The organism is Streptomyces sp. NPDC002888 (genome assembly GCF_042888465.1).
Classification (GTDB): Bacteria; Actinomycetota; Actinomycetes; order Streptomycetales; family Streptomycetaceae; genus Streptomyces.
Genome location: NZ_JBIAPU010000002.1, coordinates 120,547 through 139,113, shown reverse-complemented (window position 1 = coordinate 139,113; position 18,567 = coordinate 120,547). Strand labels below are relative to the sequence as shown.

Genomic DNA, 18,567 nt, shown 5'->3' with positions numbered 1-18,567 from the left:
CGCACCCGGACGATCGCGTCGTGCTACTGTCGATGCCAGTTGCAGGTGTGGTTCCCAGAAGAGTTTTCCGACGGGTGATCATCACGGCGACCGGAGATCGCACAGGGCGACTCCGTACACCGCCCCGAAGGGGAACAATATGGCTACGGGAACCGTGAAGTGGTTCAACTCGGAAAAGGGCTTCGGCTTCATCGCGCAGGACGGCGGCGGCCCCGACGTCTTCGCCCACTACTCCAACATCGCCACCCAGGGCTTCCGTGAGCTCCAGGAAGGCCAGAAGGTGTCGTTCGACGTCGCGCAGGGTCAGAAGGGCCCGACGGCCGAGAACATCGTTCCCGCCTGACACCCGCGCTGAACGCACAGTTCACAGCCGGGGCCCGCACTTGACGTGCGGGCCCCGGCTCGCTGCGTTTCAGGGCGCCTCAAAAGGATTACGGCCCCATATTCTCGGCTCGTTCTCGCGATATCCCGCAATTCTCGGCGCCGCTCCATGGCTCCGGGAATTCCTTGACATGTAAAAGTCAGCGATGCTCGGGGTTGTCCGCCCCCGGCCGACAGCCGGCGTCCCACTCCGTGCGCTGATTACCGTGGGCCGGAATGCCCCCGGCGCGTTTGAGCATGGCCGCCAGGTGCATGAGGTTCCAGGTCATGAAGGCGGTGTTGCGATTGGTGAAGTCGTTCTCCGGGCCACCCGAACCGGGGTCCAGGTACGACGGGCCGGGCCCCGCCGCGCCGATCCAGCCCGCGTCCGCCTGCGGCGGGACGGTGTAGCCGAGGTGCTGCAGGCTGTAGAGGACGTTCATCGCACAGTGCTTGACCCCGTCCTCGTTGCCGGTGATCAGACACCCTCCGACCCGTCCGTAGTAGGCGTACTGCCCCTGGGGGTTGAGCAGGCTGGAGCAGCTGTACAGACGCTCGATGACCTGCTTGGTGACGGAGCTGTTGTCGCCCAGCCAGATGGGACCGGCCAGCACCAGGATGTCCGCGGCCATCACCTGCTCGTAGAGCGCCGGCCAGGCGTCCGTGGCGAAGCCGTGCTCCGTCATGTCCGGATGGACGCCGGGGGCGATGTCGTGGTCGACGGCACGGATCTCGTCCGTGGTCACTCCCTGCGCATCCATGATCGCGCGGCTCTTGTCGATCAGGCCCTGGGTGTGACTGAGCTGCGGGGACGGTTTGAGCGTGCAGTTGACGTAGAGCGCGGTGAGATCATCAAAGCGGTAGGAAGAGGACATATCCACGTCGGGCAGCGTCTCACGCCGCTCCCGGTCCGTCCTGGTGCCACTCACCCCTACGGCGCACTTCCTGCCGGGGATGCCGTCGCCTGCGCCCCGGTCCAGTCTCCGCACCACTGACCCTTTTACCCCGCTCTGGGAGGTTCCCATGGCCTCGCGACTCAATCCGTACCTCAGCTTCGACGGTGACGCCCGGCAGGCCCTGGAGTTCTACCGGGAGGCCTTCGGCGGCACCCTGACACTCAACACCTACGGCGCCTTCGGCCAACCGGACGCCCCGGAGGCCGACAAGATCATGCACGGCACGCTGCAGACGCCGAGCGGCCTCACCCTCATGGGCGCCGACATCCCACCCGGTACCGAGCACAACCCCGGCAACAACTTCTCCGTGAGCCTGAGCGGCGAGGACGACGCCGAACTGCGCGGCTACTGGGAGAAGCTGTCCAGCGGCGGCTCGGTGTCCGTCCCGCTGGAGAAGCAGATGTGGGGCGACGTGTTCGGCATGTGCACGGACCGCTTCGGCATCCCGTGGATGGTCAACATCAGCCGGCGGCAGGACTGAGGGACCGTGGCCTACCTCTGGTGATCGCGTTCCTCCGGCCAGGGTGAGCGCTGTAGGCCGAGCGGCTCGTCCGGTGCGAGGCGGGACAGTGCTTCCGTCAGGCGGTCGCAGACCTGCTCGATCTCCCGGAGGGTGCGGTTGCGCTCGGTGACGACCGCTGAGAGCAGCAGGGCCGTCAGCGAGACGGTGCCGTTGAAGGCCTGCAGGATGACCATGTCTGAGAGGAGATCACGGCCGGAGAACGGGCCGGTCCTGTCGGCACCCGCGAAGATCGCGCTGACCGAAACGATCAGCACACACGGCGCGGCTCCGGGCAGCTGGAAGCGGAAGGCCGCCCAGATCAGGAAGGGGACGACGAGGAAGAGCAGGTTGAGGGAGCTGCGGGTGGCCAGCACCGAGACCACCGCCGTGCCGCCCAGCAGGGCCACCGCCTCGGCCCAGCGCAGGACGGGTACGCCATGGGGCCATCGGGCGGTGCGCGCGGCCAGCAGCAGCGGCGTGACGATCAGGACCCCCACCGCGTCGCCCGTCCACCACACCGACCAGGTCGGCCAGAAGTCGTGGCCCGTCAGCGCGCCGGAGGCCACCAGGGCCGAGGTGCCGACCGTCGCGCTGATCACCATCCCGAGGAGGGCGCCGAGGAAGACCAGCGCCAGAGCGTCCTGGAGCCGGTCGAGTGCGGTACGGAAGCCCACGCGCCCCAGGAGAAGGCAGGCGCAGAGCGGCGCGAGCGTGTTGCCGACCGTGATGACGAGCACGGGGAGGATCGACGGCCCGAGCGCCAGGTTCACCAGGAACGCGCCGAGGGCGATCCCGGGCCACATGCGACGTCCCCACACCAGCAGGGCGACGACAGCGATGCCGGTGGGCGGCCAGAACGGCGTGACCTGCCCTCGCACCAGCTGTTGTTGCAGCCCGATCTTGGCGGTGGCGTAGTAGGCGACCGCGACGGCGGCCATCCGCAAACCCTCGGTGACGTACGGCGGGAGCCGCTCACTGCGTGCCATCGATCACCGCCGACCACCCGCCGCGCATGCCGCTCACCCTTCGCCCTGCCGCTGCTCGCCGAGCCCTCCGTGACGGAGGACGAGGACGGCGGCGTCGTCGCTGTGGCCGGTGAAGTCCGCCACCTTGATGATCTGCGCGGCGAGCTCGTCCGGGTCGGTGCCGTAGGCGCCGCCGGCCAGTGCGGCCACCCGCGCGAGCCCTTCCTCGATCGGATAGCCCGGGCCTTCCACCACGCCGTCGGTGAACAGGACGAACGCGCCCACGCCGGTCAGCTTTCGGCGGGTCGACACGTAGTTCTCGCCGGCCTGGACGCCGAGCGGCAGTCCGCCGTCGCCCAGCACGATGTCGCACTGGCCGTCGTCCCTGGCCCAGACGGCGGGTACGTGACCCGCGCGGGCGTCGGCGAGCTCGCCCGAGACCGGGTCGTAGCGCAGGAACGAGCAGGTCACGAACAGTCCGGAGTCCATGGCGACGAGCAGGTCATTGGTGCGCCGGAGCACCTCCGCCGGGTCCGTGGTCGCGGTCGCGACGGCCCGCAGACAGGTGCGCACCTGCCCCATGAGAGCCGCCGCCTCGACGTCGTGGCCCTGCACGTCTCCGATCACGAATCCCACCGAGCCGTCCGGCATGAGGAAGCCGTCGTACCAGTCGCCTCCTATGTCCAGCCCGGCCCGCGCGGGCGCGTACCGGCCCGCCACGTGGAGGCAGGGCAGGGCGGGCATCTCGGCGGCGAGGACCTGACGCTGCAGCGCGGCAGCGAGCTCCACGCGGGCCTGCTGGAACTTGATCCGGTCCAGTATCCGGCCGGTCAGGTCACCCAGGGTCTGCAGCAGATCTTCGGTGCCACTGGATGAAGCGGTACGGCGGCGGGGCATGGCATCACACTCCGGGTTCGTTCGGAGTTGCGCCATATGTCACGGTCTCACCGTACCCCGGTGAGGGGAACCAAAGGGACCGCCAGGCGCTCTCAAGGGACCGCCCAGGAGCTCTCACACGCGAGGCGGTCCGGCGTCCACGACGGCCATGGACAGTTCCAGCGGGTCGAAGTGGATCAGCGACTCCAGCCACCAGGTCATGCCGGCCTCGCCGAGTGCCGTGAGGTCCACGTCCTTGCCCTCCTCCCACACGGGACTCGCGTTGCCGCGCACCGCGATGTCGAACGGCCGGCCGGCGGGAAGCCCGGCGCGGTGCAGCTCCTCGCGCAGGCCGGCGATCTCCTCGGGGCGCAGTTCGTGGTCGCCCGGGTTGGGGAAGATGCCGTCGCAGCCGACGGCACGGCTGATCACCCGTGGACTGCCGGTGGAGCTGGCCATCCAGACCGGGATGGGGTACGGATCGGGCTCCGCGGCGGCCAGGTTCACCTGGTAGTGCGGCCCGGCGTGCCGGACAACCCGCCCTGCCCACATCGCCCGCATCACCTCCAGCCCCTCGGTGAGCATCGCCGCGCGGGTCGCCAGGTCCGCCGCTTCCCCGAAGCTGCTGAAGTCCCCGGACTCGTCGACTCCCACTCCGGTCCCGACGATCAGCCGCCCCCGCGAGAGCCTGCTGACGGTGGACGCCTGGCGGGCGACGATCCAGGGCCGGCGCCGGGCCGGCGGTGTGACCGTCGGGCCGAGCACCAGTCTCTGCGTGGCCTGCGCGATCGCGGCCAACGTGGTCCAGGGATCCGCGATCGGCATCGCCTCACTGACCACGTGATCCCAGAGGAACACCCCGTCCCACCCGGCGGCCTCCGCCCGCACCGCCAGCTCCACCAGCACATTGGGATCACCGAACGGACCGAAGGGCGGAAGATACACCCCGAAGCGGACACTCTCGCTCACAGCAACCTTCTTCCGGGCCTACGAGCCCTCTGTGGTTGACGACTTGAGTCGGACCGTATCGATCGTGCGGTTCCATGTGCCCCCCTGTCGCTGGCATGGGGACGCCTCGGAGGGGCACCCGCACGTGTGACGGAAAGGCAAAGGGCGTGTGGACATTCGGTCCGCACCAATGTCAACCGGGAGTATCCAATGGCGAGTTACGGCAGTTCCTCTGCCGCGTCCTCCGGATCACGCACCAACGGCCTGGCGATCGCGAGCCTGGTCTGCGGGATCGTCGGACTGTTCATCCTGAACATCGTCCTGGGCCCGCTGGCCATCGTCTTCGGCGCCGTCGCCCGGCGCCAGGCGGCAGGCAGGAACGGCGGCGGCATGGCGAAGGCCGGCATCATCCTGGGCATCGTCGACGTGGTGCTCTGGCTCGTGCTCCTCGCCGTCGCCGCGAGCAACGGCGGGTTCAGCTGGTACGTGGGCGGCTGACGGCAGGAACAGGTCAGTCCTCGATGCGAGGGGCGCTGAAGCGGCCACGGTGGCCTCGACGGCGGTAGGCTCCTCGTCCATGTCGCACACTGATGAGCTGCTGGTCGACCTCGCCGCGATGGTGGAGTCGGAGCAGAGCAGTCAGATGTCCCTCACCGTCGTGGTCCCCGGAGCGGTCATCACAGGACGGCTCGCCCCGGAAACCATGTGGAAGCAGCGTGTGGCGGAGGTGCTGCGGGACTCCAGGAAACTGGGGTCCTTCTCCGTCGCGTTCACCGCGCGGGACGGAAGCACCGAGCCACCGGAGCACCCCCGCCCCCGGCCCACACACCTGCACTTCCACCTCGCCCGCATCCTCCAGGGCAACTTCGGCATCCCCGACACGGGCGGGATGTACCGGGTCGCCCTGGCGGACGTGAGCGCGTGGACCGTCGGGGACATCGGCTACACGGACGCGTAACGCGCCACCCTCGGCCGCACCGTCCCCTTCGCCGGCGGGCAGGGCGCGCTGTGCGGTGGAGAGGTCGGTGTACAGCGTGCCCGTCTGCGGTGACGGGCACGCGAACTACCGCCGGGTATTGGAGAGATCAAGCAAAGGGACTCATACAACCGCTCTCCTGATCCCGTTTACCTTCGGATCGGGCTAGATTCCCCCGAACTCAGGTTCTTGACGGGGGTCTTGGCTGCACATCGACCCGAGGGGACAACACGTAGTGAGAACGCAAGACCGCGCCGGGAGATCCGGCTCCAGAGCACGCAGACGCTTCACGCCTCTGCGGATCACCGTGGCCGCGGTGACCGCGCTCGCCATCGCCGGAGCGGGGGCGCTGGCCGCCCACGCGACCCAGCCGGCACCACCCACGGCACCCCCCGTGCCGACCCTGGCGTGGTCGGACTGCCAGGGCGGCTTCGAGTGCGCGAACGCCCAGGTGCCGCTGGACTACCGCGATCCGCAGGGCAAGACCATCACCCTCGCGGTGATACGCAAGAAGGCCGCCGACCAGTCGAAGAAGAAGGGCACTCTCTTCCTCCAGCCGGGCGGGCCGGGCAACTCCGGGGTGGACTTCGTCCGCGGCAACTACGCGGACCTGCCGACCGCCCTGCGCGACTCCTTCGACGTCTTCGGCTACGACGTACGCGGCGTCGGGCGGAGCTCCCAGGTCGAGTGCTGGGACGACCCGACGTACACGCAGGCCGTCACCGCGGCCAAGGGCGTCCCCGGCCCGGACGCCTACGAGCCGGCCGTGCGCCAGGCCGCCGCCTTCGACCAGGCCTGCCAGGACCGCGCGGGCAACCTGGCGCCGTACGTGGGCACACAGTACGTCGCCCGGGACATCGACCTGCTGCGCCAGGCGCTGGGCGAGGAACAACTCACGTACTACGGGCGCTCGTTCGGCTCCTACATCGGCACCGTCTACGCCTCCATGTTCCCGGACCGGGTGCGTGCCCTGGCGCTGGACGGGGCGTACGACCCGAAGCACTACTCCTACCAGCCGTACAAGTACGACCGGCCCCAGTACCTGGCCCTGGACGGCGCGATGAGCCGCTTCCTGGACTGGTGCAAGGCCGACCAGGCGACCTGCGGGTTCGGGGACGGCGATCCGCGCGCCGCGTTCGAGAAGCTCAAGGCCGACCTCGACGCCAACCCGGTGCCGACCGCGGGCGGCGGCCAGGCCAACGGCTACACCCTCGTCTACCGCCTGATGTTCAACATCAACGAGGGCAAGGTCATCTGGCCCTCCTTCGGCGAGGCCCTGCGCAAGGCGCAGCAGCGCGACAACACGTCCTTCCTGCTGCGGCCGCCGTCCCCGGCCAGCTTCGACTTCCTCAACCCGAACGTCGTGGTCGAGTGCGTCGACAAGGACTACCCGAAGGACCCGGCCTTGCTGAAGCGGCAGGTCACGAAGAACGCCAGGCTGGCACCGCTGCTGGGCCCGGCCATGGCGTACGGTCCGCCGACCTACGACCACCAGCACGCCACGGCCTGCGCGCAGTGGACCGGCGAGCACCCCAGCCGCTACGAGGGCTCCTACCGCGCGAAGGGCTCGGCGCCGATCCTCGTCATCGGCAACACCGGCGACCCTGACACCCCGTACCAGGACGCGGTGGCGCTGTCCCACGAGCTCGACAACGGCCGTCTACTCACGTTCAAGGCCGAGGGGCACACCGCCTTCAACCGCAGTGTGTGCGCGACGGACGCGATCACGAGCTACCTGGTCGACCTGAAGGTCCCGGCCCGCGGCACGACCTGCGCGGACGAGACCCAGCCGCCGTCCTCCACGCCCACGGTGGCCCCGTCCGGCACGACGCTCGGCGAACTCCGCAACGGCGTCAGCGACCGCGTCGACCACATGGGCGTCCTGCGCCGCTGACCTCACCCCCCCTCCAGGACGCGAGGCGCCGGGCCCGCCACAGCCCGGCGCCTCGCCGTTTCCCGGGAGCCGGTCCGGGTGCGGGGTCCTGCCCGCTGAGCCAGACTGGATCGAGGCACGGCCTCGTCAAGGTGCGGCTGAGGAGGATCGGCGTGGACGGTGACCGGCCTCCCCCCGGGTGGCTCTTCTCGGGCGCCGAGGACGTATTGCTGTCCGTCCTGACGGACGCGCCCTCAGACGTGGTAGAGCAGGCCCACGAGTACAGGATCCTGCGCAGCATCCTGGACGGGACGCCGGCCGCCGTGGCCGTGATGGACGAGCGGTTGCGCTACCGGTACGTGAACGCCGCCATGGGGCGGATGAGCGGGGTGGAGCCCTCGGCGTTCCATGGGCGGACCATGGCCGAGGTGCTGCCGGGGATCCACCGCTCCGACGAAATCCTGCGCATGGTCCTCAACGACGGTCGTCCCAGAGCGCTTTCCCTCACCGGCACGACGGAGGACAGCTCACCGTTCACCCACCGGCAGTGGAGCGCCGTCTACCACCGCCTCGAGCATGAAGGGCGGCCGCTCGGCCTCTGCGGAGTCGCCGTCGAGGTGAGCGGACTGCGGCAGTACATGGACGACCTGGAGAAGGCCCACCAGCGGCTGGCGATGCTGGACACGGCCGCCACCCGGATCGGCACCACGCTCCAGGTCGACCGGACCTGTGCCGAGCTGGCCGACTTCGTCGTACCGACCCTGGCCGACATGTCGTCCGTGTGGACGCTGGACGACGAGGCCACCGACGCGCCGCCGCCCGCTCCAGGTGTCGTGCGACTGCGCATCACGGCCGCCGCGGGAGGCGACGACATCCTCCGCCGGCTGGGGCTGATCGCCAAGAAGGGCGACTACTTCGACGTCCCACGCGACTCGCACACTCGGCGGTGCATGGACAAGGGCAGCCCCTGGGTGGGGAACCTCCTCACGGACGACGTCCTGCTCAAGGTGGTGCAGACGCGGTTCAACCTGGAGGTGATCCGCACCGCGGAGATCCACTCCGTGCTCCTCGTGCCGCTGCCGACCAAGGGCCATCCGATCGGTGTCGTCTACCTGTTCAGGGCCGGGGGCTCGGCGCCCTTCACGGACGAGGACGTGATCGTGACGCAGGACCTCGCCGCACGGGCCGCCGTCGCCATCGACAACGCCCGCCAGTACACCCTCGAGCACACCATGGCCCTGGAGTTGCAGCGCGCGCTGCTGTCCGAGCCGGGCAGCCCGCATCCGGACATCGAGGTGGCCTGCCGCTATCTGCCGGCGGGGCGGCGTGCCCTGGTCGGCGGCGACTGGTGCGACTCGATCGCCCTGCCGTCGGGCGGCATCCTCCAGGTCATGGGGGACGTGATGGGCCACGGGTTCACGGCGGCCGTCGCCATGAGCCAGTACCGCTCGCTGCTGCGCACCCTGGCCGTCTCCGGCGCCCCCGTCGACCGGATCCTGGCGGAGGCCGACCACCGGGTGGCGAGCATCGGGGTCGACCGGGTGGCCACCTGCCTGCTGGCCCTGATCGACCCCGACTCCGGGACCTGCACCGTCGCCAGCGCGGGACATCCTCCGCCGGTCCTGCTGCACCGTGAGGCCCCGGCCGAACTCGTACCGGTCACGGCGGGCCCGCCACTGGGGACCGACCTGGGAGGGCACGAGGCGGTGACCGTGCCGCTGCCGCCCGGCGAGGTGCTCCTGCTGTACACGGACGGTCTGGTGGAGCAGCGCCACATGGACATCGACGCCTCGCTGCGGCGCCTGACCGACCTCAGCCTCGACGTGGACGCCCCTCTGGAGGACGTCCTCGGCACCGTCCTCGCCCGCCTGGTGTACGGCCCCGCCGAGGACGACGTCACCCTGCTGGCCGCCCGCCTGCGGGCCACCTGACGACCGGGCTGTCAGGAGGCCCCTGCCCGGGCCGCCCGGGCAGGGGCCGCCCGACAGCCCGGGTTCAGCCGGCGGCGCGGGCCGCCCGTACGAACGCCGCGATCAGTGCGGGGTCCTTGACGCCCCGGCTGCGCTCCACGCCGCTGGACACGTCGACGCCCCAGGGGTGGGTGGCGTCGACGGCGTCCCGCACGTTGGCCGGGGTGAGGCCGCCGGCGAGGAGCCACTTCTCGCCGGGGGCGGCCAGGGACTTGCCGGACCAGTCCCAGGCGACGCCGGAGCCCGGGACGGGGGCGTCGAGGAGAAGCATGTCCTCGCCCAGGTCACCGAAGCGCGGGGCGGGTTCGCCGAAGGCGGTGGCGCGGACGAGCGTCCAGCCGCCCGTCGCGAGGGCGTCGTAGTAGCCGCGGTCCTCCGGCCCGTGCAGCTGGACCGCGCGGACCCCGGAGTCGGCGGCCAGGGACCGTACGTCGTGCAGGGGTTCGGCGCGGAAGACGCCGACCGTCAGGACGTGCTCCGGCACCCGACGGGCCAGTCGCGCGGCCGTCGCGGCGTCGACGCGGCGCGGGCTGTCCGAGAAGACGAAGCCGATCGCGTCGGCGCCCGCCTCGACGGCCGTGTCGACGTCCCGGTCGGTCTTCAGGCCACAGACCTTGACGAACAGGGAAGTGCTGGGGCTGGGGCTGGGGTTGCTCACGCCGACGCTCCGATTTGAGTCAAGTTTTTGGTCCAACAACCTTCATGCGTACGCGTTCTTCCGGAACGATGCGGCATGGACCGTGAACTCCGCGGTCCCTACCCCCCTCACGTTCTGAGAGAACTCCATGAGAAGAAGCGCAGCCGTGCTGTGCGGCGCCACCGTCGTACTGGCCGGGACGCTCACCGCCGGCCCCGCCGACGCGAGTGTGTCGCATCCCGCGGGCAACGCATCTGCCCCGCAGGTGACTTGGAAGAAGTGCGCGACGGACGACTACCCGACGCTCCAGTGCGCGTCGCTGAAGGTACCCCTCGACTACGCGAAGCCGTCGGGCCGGCAGATCACCCTGGCCCTGTCGCGCGTCCCGCACACCGCGAGGACGTACCAGGGCCCGCTGCTGGTCAACCCCGGCGGCCCCGGCGGCAGCGGTCTGACGCTCGCCGGTTTCGTCGCCTCCTCGCTGCCCAAGGCGGTGGCGGCGCAGTACGACGTCATAGGCTTTGACCCGCGAGGCGTCGGGGCGAGCAAGCCCGCCCTGGACTGCAAGCCGGGGTACTTCAACCCGGTGCGCCCGCAGTCCGTGCCGAGCACCCCGGCGATCGAGAAGGCCAACCTCGAACGCGCCAAGTCCTTCGCCGCCGCCTGCGGCACGAAGTACAAGAGCGTCCTGCCGTACATCAACACGGTAAACGCCGTGCGGGACATGGACTCGATCCGCAAGGCGCTGAGCGCCAAGAAGATCAACTACTTCGGCTACTCGTACGGCACCTACCTCGGCGCGGTCTACGCCAAGCTCTACCCGGAGCGGGTGCGCCGCCTCGTCCTGGACTCGATCGTCGACCCGACCGGCGTCTGGTACGACGACAACATCGCCCAGGACTACGCCTTCGAGGACCGCCACCAGGCGCTCATGGCGTGGATCGCCAAGTACAACTCGACGTACAAGCTCGGCACCGACCCCGCCAGGATCGAGGCCAAGTGGTACGCGATGCAGGCGGAGCTCGCGAAGAAGCCCGCCGGCGGCAAGGTGGGGTCGGCGGAGCTGGAGGACACCTTCCTGCCCGGCGGCTACTACAACGGCTACTGGCCCACCCTCGCCCAGGCGTTCGCGGCATACGTCAACGACAAGACCGCCGGCCCGCTGGTGCAGGCGTACGAGAACATCGCGGCGATCGACGCCTCCGGCGACAACGGCTACAGCATCTACACCTCGGTGCAGTGCCGTGACGCGAGCTGGCCGCGCAACTGGAACCAGTGGCGCAAGGACAACTGGGCCGTCTACGGCAAGGCACCGTTCTTCGCCTGGAACAACGCCTGGTACAACGCGCCCTGCGCCTTCTGGCCCACGACGTCGCAGAAGCCGGTGAACGTCAAGAACACCAAGCTGCCCCCGGTCCTGCTGTTCCAGGCGACCAACGACGCGGCCACCCCCTACGAGGGCGGTGTCACCGTCCACCGACTCCTCAAGAACTCCAGCCTGGTGGTCGAGCAGGGCGGCGGCAACCACGGCATCACGCTGAGCGGCAACGCCTGCCTCGACAAGTACCTGGCGACGTATCTGACCAACGGCAAGGTGCCGCACGGCAGCGGCGTGGCCGACGCCACCTGCCAGAAGACCCCCGACCCGAAGCCGGCGGCCACGGCGAAGGCGGCGCTGAGCGGCGGCGACACCGCCCAGCCCACCACCGCGACGGGCGGCGGCGCCACCCTGCACGGGATCCTCGGCTTCCGCGGCTGAGCCGCAGCCGACTGCACGAACACACAAGGCGCCCCCCGGCCGAAGCCGGGGGGCGCCCTGCTGCCCAGGCGGCCGAACCGGCCCCCGGCCCCAGAGTGCTCGGTCAGACAACTGTAAAGAACCTTGACAATGGATTGGTCTAGTCCAACGATGGTCGCTGTTCGCCCCCACCCCCCTCTCACCCGCGGCCCCGTTGGGAGCGTCAATGAGACGACCTCGTCCCCTTCGCACTCTGCTGTCCTGTATGACCGTCACCGCCCTGTCGGCCGGGCTCGTCGCCCTCGCAGGCGGCGGAGCGCTCGCCGCGCCGTCGACGCCCTCGGGCTTCGCGCGGCCCATGCCCTCCCATGTGGCGGCGCCGTACTTCGAGGCGTGGACCGGGGAGAGCCCGGCCGCCCTCGCCGCCGCGTCGGGCAACAAGTACCTCACCCTGGCCTTCCTCCAGACGGAGGCGGCCGGCTCGTGCACCGCGTACTGGAACGGTGACACCACCCAGCCCGTCTCCAAGGCCACCTTCGGCAGCGACATCCGCACCATCCAGGCGCGCGGCGGCAACGTCATCCCGTCCTTCGGCGGCTACACGGCCGACACCACCGGCACCGAACTGGCCGACAGCTGCACCAGCGTCGACGCCATCGCCCGGGTGTACGAAAGCCTCGTCACGACCTACGGCGTCACCCGCATCGACCTCGACATCGAGGCCGACTCCATCAACAACTCCGCCGGCGTCGACCGCCGCAACAAGGCCATCGCCCAGGTCCAGCGGTGGGCCGAACGCACCGGTCACGAGGTGCAGTTCTCCTACACCCTGCCGACGACCACCACCGGCCTCGCGCCCAGCGGTGTGGCACTGCTGAAGAACGCCGTCGACAACGGCGCCCACGTGGACGTCGTCAACATCATGACGTTCGACTACTGGGACGGCGCGACCCACGACATGGCCGCCGACACCGAGACGGCCGCCGCCGGCCTGTACGACCAACTGGCGGCGCTCCACCCGAAGAAGAGCCCGGCCAAGCTGTGGGGCATGGTCGGCGTCACCGAGATGCCCGGCATCGACGACTACGGCCCCGAGGAGACCTTCACCACCCAGGACGCCGTCAAGGTCGAGAACTGGGCCACCGCCAAGGGCATCGACACGCTCTCCTTCTGGGCGCTCCAGCGCGACAACGGAGGCTGCGTCGGCACGGCCGGCGCCAACTCCTGCTCCGGCATCGCCCAGGACACCTGGCACTTCAGCCACACGTTCGCGCCGTTCACGAACGGTGCCTGACGTCGGCTGACGCCGGGTCCGGCCGGTTCCGTCAGCCGAGGTCCTGCGTTCGACGGAACCGGTCGGCGCCGTAGTCGAGACCGCGGGCCGTCTTCACGAGAGGCGCCAAGGGGTCTCGGCGCAAGGGGTGGTGACGCAGCCGTATCCGGGTCCTGCGCCACGAGGTTCGCAGAACACGTGCTCCAGGAGCGAACATTTCGAGCGTAATCGCCATGGTTCGCCACCCCTTCCGCGCCATAGAAATATCCACCAGCATTGCCGTTGCCGGGTCCGGCCACCCCGGCACTGAGGGGAAGATGCGTCCCGCGTCCGCGGGCGAACGGATCCCGGAGGGCACCATGCGAACAGTCACGCGGCAGGCCATGGAATGGCTCGCCGCCGCCGCGACCGACCCCCGTGCCTGCAAGCAGCAGTGGCACGGAGAGAGCGGGATCGCCGTACTGGCCTGCGGCCGGTTCTGGGACGTGCTGAGCGTGCCGGAGGAGATGGGGATGCCCGCCCTCGACGCCCTGCTCTGCATTCCCCAGCAGCCCGGCCCCGTCCTCGCCGACGCCGCCGCCCGCCGCGTGGCCTTCTTCCTGCCGCCGGATCCGGAGGGCCGCTGGATCGGCTCGGGCATCCGGTACGCGGGCCAGGGCGCCTGGATCGCCGTACCCGCACCGCACCGGGCCGCCGGGCGGCTGCGCTGGCTGGTACCGCCCGACGGCACCGGCGCCCTGTTCGTGCCCGCCGCCGTGGAGCTCGCCCTCCAACTGGCGCTGGGCAGACGCGCCGCGCAGTCCCCCACGGGGCGCAGATGCCCGACCTGCGGGACGTCGGCGCCGGGCCCGGTCGTCCAGGGCGACTGACGGGGCGGGGCGGCCGACACCTCAGCGGCGGCCCCGCTCGCAACGGTATTCAGAGCCCCGCTGCCCACTCGGCCGGCGGGGCTCCCGCCCGTTGCCACCGGGGCGGGCCGGGCGGGGTGGCTGTGAGCGGATCCCGCGCGGCCACCGCGGGCCCGACGGACGTGAGGACGATCCACTGCGGGTCCCGCGCACCCGGAATCGTCCGGCCGCCGACCTGCCACTCCCTGACGAGGGCCGCGTAGATGGGCGAGTCCCCCCGGCCGGCCCCGGTCATTTCTCCGTACGGCGTCTGCCGGTCCCCACTCTCCAGGACCAGACGCCCGGTGGTGACAGTGCAATGCATGCCTCTGCAACGCGCCTGCGCACGCCGGTGGTACGCCTTGACCTTCGCGTGGCCCCATCGGATGAGGATGCGTCCCCCGTTAGGGGCCATGCGCTTATCGGACGAGAGCGTCGGGCTCAGGAGTGAGCGCCGGGAGACAGGTCTGTTCGCATTCCCGCCTGACTGTGACCTACACAACACAAATATGCTTGCGTAAGTTAAGCAATGTTATGGTTGAGTAAGTCAAGCAACATAGCCCCTGCCGGAACCCTTGACGGAGGCCCTGCCATGTCCGACGCCCCCACCCGACCCGCCGAGGCGGGGCCTGCCGCCCCGACGAGGTCGAACGCCGTGGTGGCGGTCCTGGCCCTCGCCGGGATCGTCGTCTCGCTGATGCAGACCCTGGTCATCCCGATCGTCCCCGAGCTGCCGAAGCTGCTGAACGCCTCGGCGTCGAACACGGCGTGGGCGGTCACCGCCACCCTGCTCGCCGCGGCGGTCGCCACCCCGGTCGTCGGACGGCTCGGCGACATGTTCGGCAAGCGCCGGATGCTGCTGGTCAGCATCGTGCTGCTGGTGTCCGGCTCGGTGGTGTGCGCACTGGCCGACTCCCTGGTCCCGATGATCATCGGGCGGGCCCTGCAGGGCCTGGCGGCCGCCGTCGTCCCGCTCGGCATCAGCATCATGCGGGACGTCCTGCCCGCCGAGCGGCTCGCCGGTTCCACCGCCCTGATGAGCGCCTCCCTGGGGGTCGGCGGCGCGCTCGGTCTGCCCGCCGCGGCGTTCGTCGCCGACAAGTGGGACTGGCACCTCCTGTTCTGGGCCTCCGCCGTCCTCGGTGTCGTCGCGTTCCTGCTGGTCCTGACCGTCGTGCCGGAGTCCAAGGTCCGCACCGGTGGCCGCTTCGACCTCGTCGGCTCGCTCGGCCTGTCGGCCGGTCTGGTCTCCTTGCTGCTGGCCGTCTCCAAGGGCGCCGACTGGGGCTGGACCAGTGGCACCACGCTCGGTCTCGGCACCGCCGCCGTGGTGATCCTGCTGGTCTGGGGCTGGTGGGAGCTGCGCAGCCCGCAGCCGCTGGTCGACCTGCGCACCACGGCGAAGAAGCAGGTGCTGTTCACCAACCTCGCCTCGGTCGCGCTCGGCTTCTCGATGTTCGCGATGTCGCTGGTGCTGCCGCAGCTGCTTCAGCTGCCCGAGCAGACCGGCTACGGCCTCGGCAAGTCCATGCTGACCGTCGGCCTGGTGCTGGCCCCGCAGGGTCTGGTGATGATGGCCATGTCGGCCGTGTCCGCCGCCGTCACCAGGGCCAAGGGCCCGAAGGTCACCCTGATGATCGGCGCGCTGATCGTGGCCACCGGCTACGGCCTCAACATCGTCCTCATGTCCGAGGTCTGGCACCTGATCCTGGTGTCCTGCGTCATCGGCGCCGGCGTCGGCTTCACCTACGGCGCGCTGCCCGCACTGATCATGGGCGCCGTGGACCCGTCCCAGACGGGTGCCGCCAACAGCCTCAACACCCTGATGCGCTCGCTGGGCACGTCCTTCGCCAGCGCCCTCGCCGGTGTGATCCTCGCCCAGATGACGACCGACTTCGGCGGGTACGCGCTGCCGTCCGAGAACGGCTTCAAGGTCGTCATGGCGATCGGCGCCGGAGCCGCCCTCCTCGCCTTCGCGGTCGCCGCCTTCATCCCGCGCCGCCGCACGGCCACCGAGGATCCGACGGACGGCCCCGGCGCAACGGCCGAGGTCGCCGCGGCCAAGGCGTAAGAGAGCCGCACGCCACCTGACACCCCAAGGCGGCCGCCACCCCTCACCGGGTGGCGGCCGCCGAGGTGTGCGGAGACCGTTCGACGGCCCTCAGCCGGCGAAGCACCCGAACTGCTCCTCGTCCCGCGCGTCATAGTCCTCACGCGACTCGCTCTCCTCGCTGCCGAAGACGACGCGGCCCGCCGAGAGCTGCTCCGGCCGGAACGTCACGAAGCCCAGGCGAACCTCCTCCGACGGCAGGTTGGCGCGCAGGGCGTACGTCGCCCCGGGGTCCAGGGGGACGGTCAGCGGCAGCCGGGTGACGAACCCGTCGGGCGCGCTGCCGAGTCGTACGCGATGCACCACCACGCCCCCCTCCGCCTCGATGCGCCAGAGCGGTTCACCGGGCTCGTCGATGGTGCGGGAGCCGTCCCACCGGAAGAGCTCGACCTCGACGATCCCGTCCCGCCCACCCCCCGGACACTCCCGCCACCCGACGACGGTCTGCCCGCCGTCCTTCTCCACGTACAGCGGACTGTGTTCCGCCCCGCAGGCGCCCAGCAGCAGGACGAGCCCGCCGACACCCACCGCTCTCCCCCACTTCATGCGGCGCATTTTAGGAGCAGGCCGGGCGAAATCGGACCCAACTGCCGGATCCGGCCATTTATTTCTCGCCAGGCAACCGACACCGCCCCCTCACCGGTCTCACATGATGCTCACAGGTCGGCGATGGGCGCGTGGGGTGCGTCCGGGGTGTTCGTGCCGGTCTGAGGGCTGTCCGGTCCGATGCCACGACCATGGCACTCGCAGACGAGGAACCGATGACCAGTCAGGAACACCGCAGCCGCCTGAAGCGCTCCGCGCTCGCCACGGGTGCCGCGCTCACCGTCGTCGTCGCCGGGGCGGCGGCAGCGCCCAACGCGGGGGCACAGCAGTCCGCCACGCCCGGCACGCCCAAGATGAAGCTGATCGCCGCGTCGAAGTCCGTGACGCTCGACCGCTACGAGGGGAACGCGGGCGTCTACCTCGACCTCGGCACCTACCTCCAGGTCGACAACGCGCCGCTGGAGTTCAAGGTGACCCGCAAGTCCTACAAGGACCCCGTGGTCGCCCAGCAGATCCTCCGCAACGGCACGAGAACCCAGGTGAAGAACCTGCCCGCCGGGCTCGTGAAGGACTTCTCCGGGCTGCCCGGCTTCATGGAGCTGTCCATCAAGAACGCGGCCGGCAAGGAGGTGTCGAAGACCACGGGCACCTACTGTCCGAACAACGCCGCCGGCCGGATCCGTCCGGACGCACCGGCGACGGCGAAGTACCCGGAGAGCTGCCCCACCAACCCGTGGACGCTGGGCTCGGTGTGGGGCGTCGAGAAGGGCTGGGCCTCCAACACCAGCACCGTCGACTACGACAAGCCGGTGAACCTGAAGGCGGGCAGCTACACGGCCAAGGCGACGGTGGCCAAGAAGTACCGCGACCTCTTCGGCATCCCGAACGACCAGGTCACCATCAAGCTCACCGTCCGTGAGATCAAGGACGACGAGGGCGAGGGCGGGACCGGCTCCCGGTCGTCGATGTCGCACCACGGCTCCGGTCACTCCGCGCACGGCGCGCAGAGCGGCCACGCCGGCCACCACTACGGGCCCCGCGGCGCGGACGCCCCCACTCCGGGCGCCCTCTCGCACGCGCTGGAGGCCCGCGGTCTCGCCCACCACCTGGGCGACGGCCCCGGCCACACCGACGGCTCGCGCATCGCGCCCGCGCTGAAGCCCGCCACCAAGCGGCCCACCGGTCGCGCGGGCGTCCCGGCCAACGTGCCGAAGCCGGACCTGCGTTCGCTGCCCGCCTGGGACATCTCCGTCACCGACGGAGAGGACGGCGACATCGCGGGCAAGGACTACCTCGCCTTCAGCGCCAACGTCTGGAACGCGGGCCCGGCCCCCCTCGTGGTGGACGGCTTCCGCAAGCCGGGTGCCGAGCTGATGGACTCGTACCAGTACTTCTACGACGCCAAGGGCAAGCAGGTCGGCTACGCGCCCGCGGGCACCATGGAGTGGGACCCGCGCGTCGGCCACGAGCACTGGCACTTCACGGACTTCGCCAGCTACGAGCTGCTGAGCGCGGACCAGACCAAGAAGGTGCGCAGCGGCAAGGAGGCGTTCTGCCTCGCCAACACCGACGCCGTCGACTACACGGTGAAGAACGCCAACTGGCACCCGTACAACACCGATCTGTCGACCGCCTGCGGCGAGCACAGCGCGATCTCCGTGCGTGAGGTCCTCGACGTCGGCTCCGGCGACACGTACACCCAGTACCGTCCCGGCCAGTCCTTCGACATCACGGGCCTGGCGAACGGCACGTACTACATCAAGGTGACCGCCAACCCGGCGAAGCGCCTGCAGGAGACGAACCTCAAGAACAACGTCTCGCTGCGCAAGGTGACCCTGGGCGGTACGTCCGGCGCCCGCACGGTCAAGGTGGCACCGGTCGGCCTGGTCAACGCCCCGTAAGTCACGATCCCTTCGCCCCGGGGGCAGGCCACGTCGGCCGGCTCCCGGG

18 protein-coding genes are annotated in these 18,567 nt (G+C 70.2%); 11 read left to right on the top strand and 7 right to left on the bottom strand.

Annotated features, from left to right (window positions below; translation table 11 throughout):
* The first annotated feature begins 139 nt into the window (after positions 1-139).
* A complete protein-coding gene (locus ACFYWX_RS03585; RefSeq protein WP_389422296.1) occupies positions 140-343 on the top strand; it encodes a cold-shock protein in 204 nt (67 codons plus the stop codon).
* Between the two features lie 178 nt (positions 344-521).
* Here ACFYWX_RS03585 and ACFYWX_RS03580 read toward each other — a convergent pair whose 3' ends face one another.
* Complete coding sequence (locus ACFYWX_RS03580) at positions 522-1,235, bottom strand: flavodoxin family protein (protein WP_389422631.1); 714 nt, start codon at positions 1,233-1,235, stop codon at positions 522-524.
* A gap of 148 nt (positions 1,236-1,383) precedes the next feature.
* Between ACFYWX_RS03580 and ACFYWX_RS03575 the strand changes: the two genes are divergently transcribed.
* The gene (locus ACFYWX_RS03575) at positions 1,384-1,797 is read left to right on the top strand and encodes a VOC family protein (RefSeq protein ID WP_389422295.1); all 414 of its coding nucleotides are present in this window, start codon (positions 1,384-1,386) and stop codon (positions 1,795-1,797) included.
* Positions 1,798-1,808: 11 nt separating this feature from the next.
* Here the strand turns inward: ACFYWX_RS03575 and ACFYWX_RS03570 are convergent, their stop codons facing one another.
* From ACFYWX_RS03570 to ACFYWX_RS03560, 3 genes are all read right to left on the bottom strand, one after another.
* On the bottom strand, positions 1,809-2,804 hold the full coding sequence (locus tag ACFYWX_RS03570; RefSeq protein WP_389422294.1) for an MASE1 domain-containing protein: 996 nt from the start codon (positions 2,802-2,804) through the stop codon (positions 1,809-1,811).
* Between the two features lie 33 nt (positions 2,805-2,837).
* On the bottom strand, positions 2,838-3,680 hold the full coding sequence (locus tag ACFYWX_RS03565; RefSeq protein WP_389422293.1) for a PP2C family protein-serine/threonine phosphatase: 843 nt from the start codon (positions 3,678-3,680) through the stop codon (positions 2,838-2,840).
* 114 nt (positions 3,681-3,794) lie between these two features.
* Complete coding sequence (locus ACFYWX_RS03560) at positions 3,795-4,628, bottom strand: LLM class flavin-dependent oxidoreductase (RefSeq protein ID WP_389422292.1); 834 nt, start codon at positions 4,626-4,628, stop codon at positions 3,795-3,797.
* Positions 4,629-4,817: 189 nt separating this feature from the next.
* Here ACFYWX_RS03560 and ACFYWX_RS03555 point away from each other — a divergent pair, with 189 nt between their 5' ends.
* The 4 genes from ACFYWX_RS03555 to ACFYWX_RS03540 all read left to right on the top strand — a co-directional run bounded on the left by ACFYWX_RS03555 (position 4,818) and on the right by ACFYWX_RS03540 (position 9,387).
* A complete protein-coding gene (locus ACFYWX_RS03555; RefSeq protein WP_389422291.1) occupies positions 4,818-5,105 on the top strand; it encodes a DUF4190 domain-containing protein in 288 nt (95 codons plus the stop codon).
* Between the two features lie 79 nt (positions 5,106-5,184).
* Complete coding sequence (locus tag ACFYWX_RS03550; RefSeq protein ID WP_389422290.1) at positions 5,185-5,565, top strand: hypothetical protein; 381 nt, start codon at positions 5,185-5,187, stop codon at positions 5,563-5,565.
* Between the two features lie 334 nt (positions 5,566-5,899).
* The gene (locus ACFYWX_RS03545; RefSeq protein ID WP_389422289.1) at positions 5,900-7,477 is read left to right on the top strand and encodes an alpha/beta hydrolase; all 1,578 of its coding nucleotides are present in this window, start codon (positions 5,900-5,902) and stop codon (positions 7,475-7,477) included.
* A 152-nt stretch (positions 7,478-7,629) separates the two neighbouring features.
* Positions 7,630-9,387: a SpoIIE family protein phosphatase gene (locus tag ACFYWX_RS03540; RefSeq protein WP_389422288.1), complete on the top strand. Its 1,758-nt coding sequence runs from the start codon at positions 7,630-7,632 to the stop codon at positions 9,385-9,387.
* A 64-nt stretch (positions 9,388-9,451) separates the two neighbouring features.
* On the opposite strand, the gene ACFYWX_RS03535 is transcribed toward ACFYWX_RS03540, so the two are convergent.
* Complete coding sequence (locus ACFYWX_RS03535; protein ID WP_389422287.1) at positions 9,452-10,084, bottom strand: phosphoribosylanthranilate isomerase; 633 nt, start codon at positions 10,082-10,084, stop codon at positions 9,452-9,454.
* A gap of 127 nt (positions 10,085-10,211) precedes the next feature.
* Between ACFYWX_RS03535 and ACFYWX_RS03530 the strand changes: the two genes are divergently transcribed.
* The 3 genes from ACFYWX_RS03530 (at position 10,212) to ACFYWX_RS03520 (ending at position 13,943) form a co-directional block, all read left to right on the top strand.
* Positions 10,212-11,822 (top strand): alpha/beta hydrolase, encoded by a 1,611-nt coding sequence (locus ACFYWX_RS03530; RefSeq protein ID WP_389422286.1) that lies wholly within the window; start codon positions 10,212-10,214, stop codon positions 11,820-11,822.
* Between the two features lie 244 nt (positions 11,823-12,066).
* Positions 12,067-13,095 (top strand): chitinase, encoded by a 1,029-nt coding sequence (locus ACFYWX_RS03525; protein ID WP_389422285.1) that lies wholly within the window; start codon positions 12,067-12,069, stop codon positions 13,093-13,095.
* Positions 13,096-13,433: 338 nt separating this feature from the next.
* Positions 13,434-13,943 (top strand): hypothetical protein, encoded by a 510-nt coding sequence (locus ACFYWX_RS03520; protein ID WP_389422284.1) that lies wholly within the window; start codon positions 13,434-13,436, stop codon positions 13,941-13,943.
* A gap of 49 nt (positions 13,944-13,992) precedes the next feature.
* On the opposite strand, the gene ACFYWX_RS03515 is transcribed toward ACFYWX_RS03520, so the two are convergent.
* Positions 13,993-14,217 carry a hypothetical protein gene (locus ACFYWX_RS03515; RefSeq protein WP_389422283.1) on the bottom strand — a complete coding sequence of 75 codons (225 nt, stop codon included), beginning with the start codon at positions 14,215-14,217 and terminating at the stop codon, positions 13,993-13,995.
* A gap of 336 nt (positions 14,218-14,553) precedes the next feature.
* Between ACFYWX_RS03515 and ACFYWX_RS03510 the strand changes: the two genes are divergently transcribed.
* On the top strand, positions 14,554-16,032 hold the full coding sequence (locus ACFYWX_RS03510; RefSeq protein WP_389422282.1) for an MFS transporter: 1,479 nt from the start codon (positions 14,554-14,556) through the stop codon (positions 16,030-16,032).
* Between the two features lie 90 nt (positions 16,033-16,122).
* Here ACFYWX_RS03510 and ACFYWX_RS03505 read toward each other — a convergent pair whose 3' ends face one another.
* A complete protein-coding gene (locus ACFYWX_RS03505) occupies positions 16,123-16,617 on the bottom strand; it encodes a hypothetical protein (RefSeq protein ID WP_389422281.1) in 495 nt (164 codons plus the stop codon).
* Between the two features lie 191 nt (positions 16,618-16,808).
* On the opposite strand from ACFYWX_RS03505, the gene ACFYWX_RS03500 reads away from it, so the two are divergent.
* Positions 16,809-18,518 carry a lysyl oxidase family protein gene (locus tag ACFYWX_RS03500; RefSeq protein WP_389422280.1) on the top strand — a complete coding sequence of 570 codons (1,710 nt, stop codon included), beginning with the start codon at positions 16,809-16,811 and terminating at the stop codon, positions 18,516-18,518.
* The last annotated feature ends 49 nt before the right edge of the window (positions 18,519-18,567 follow it).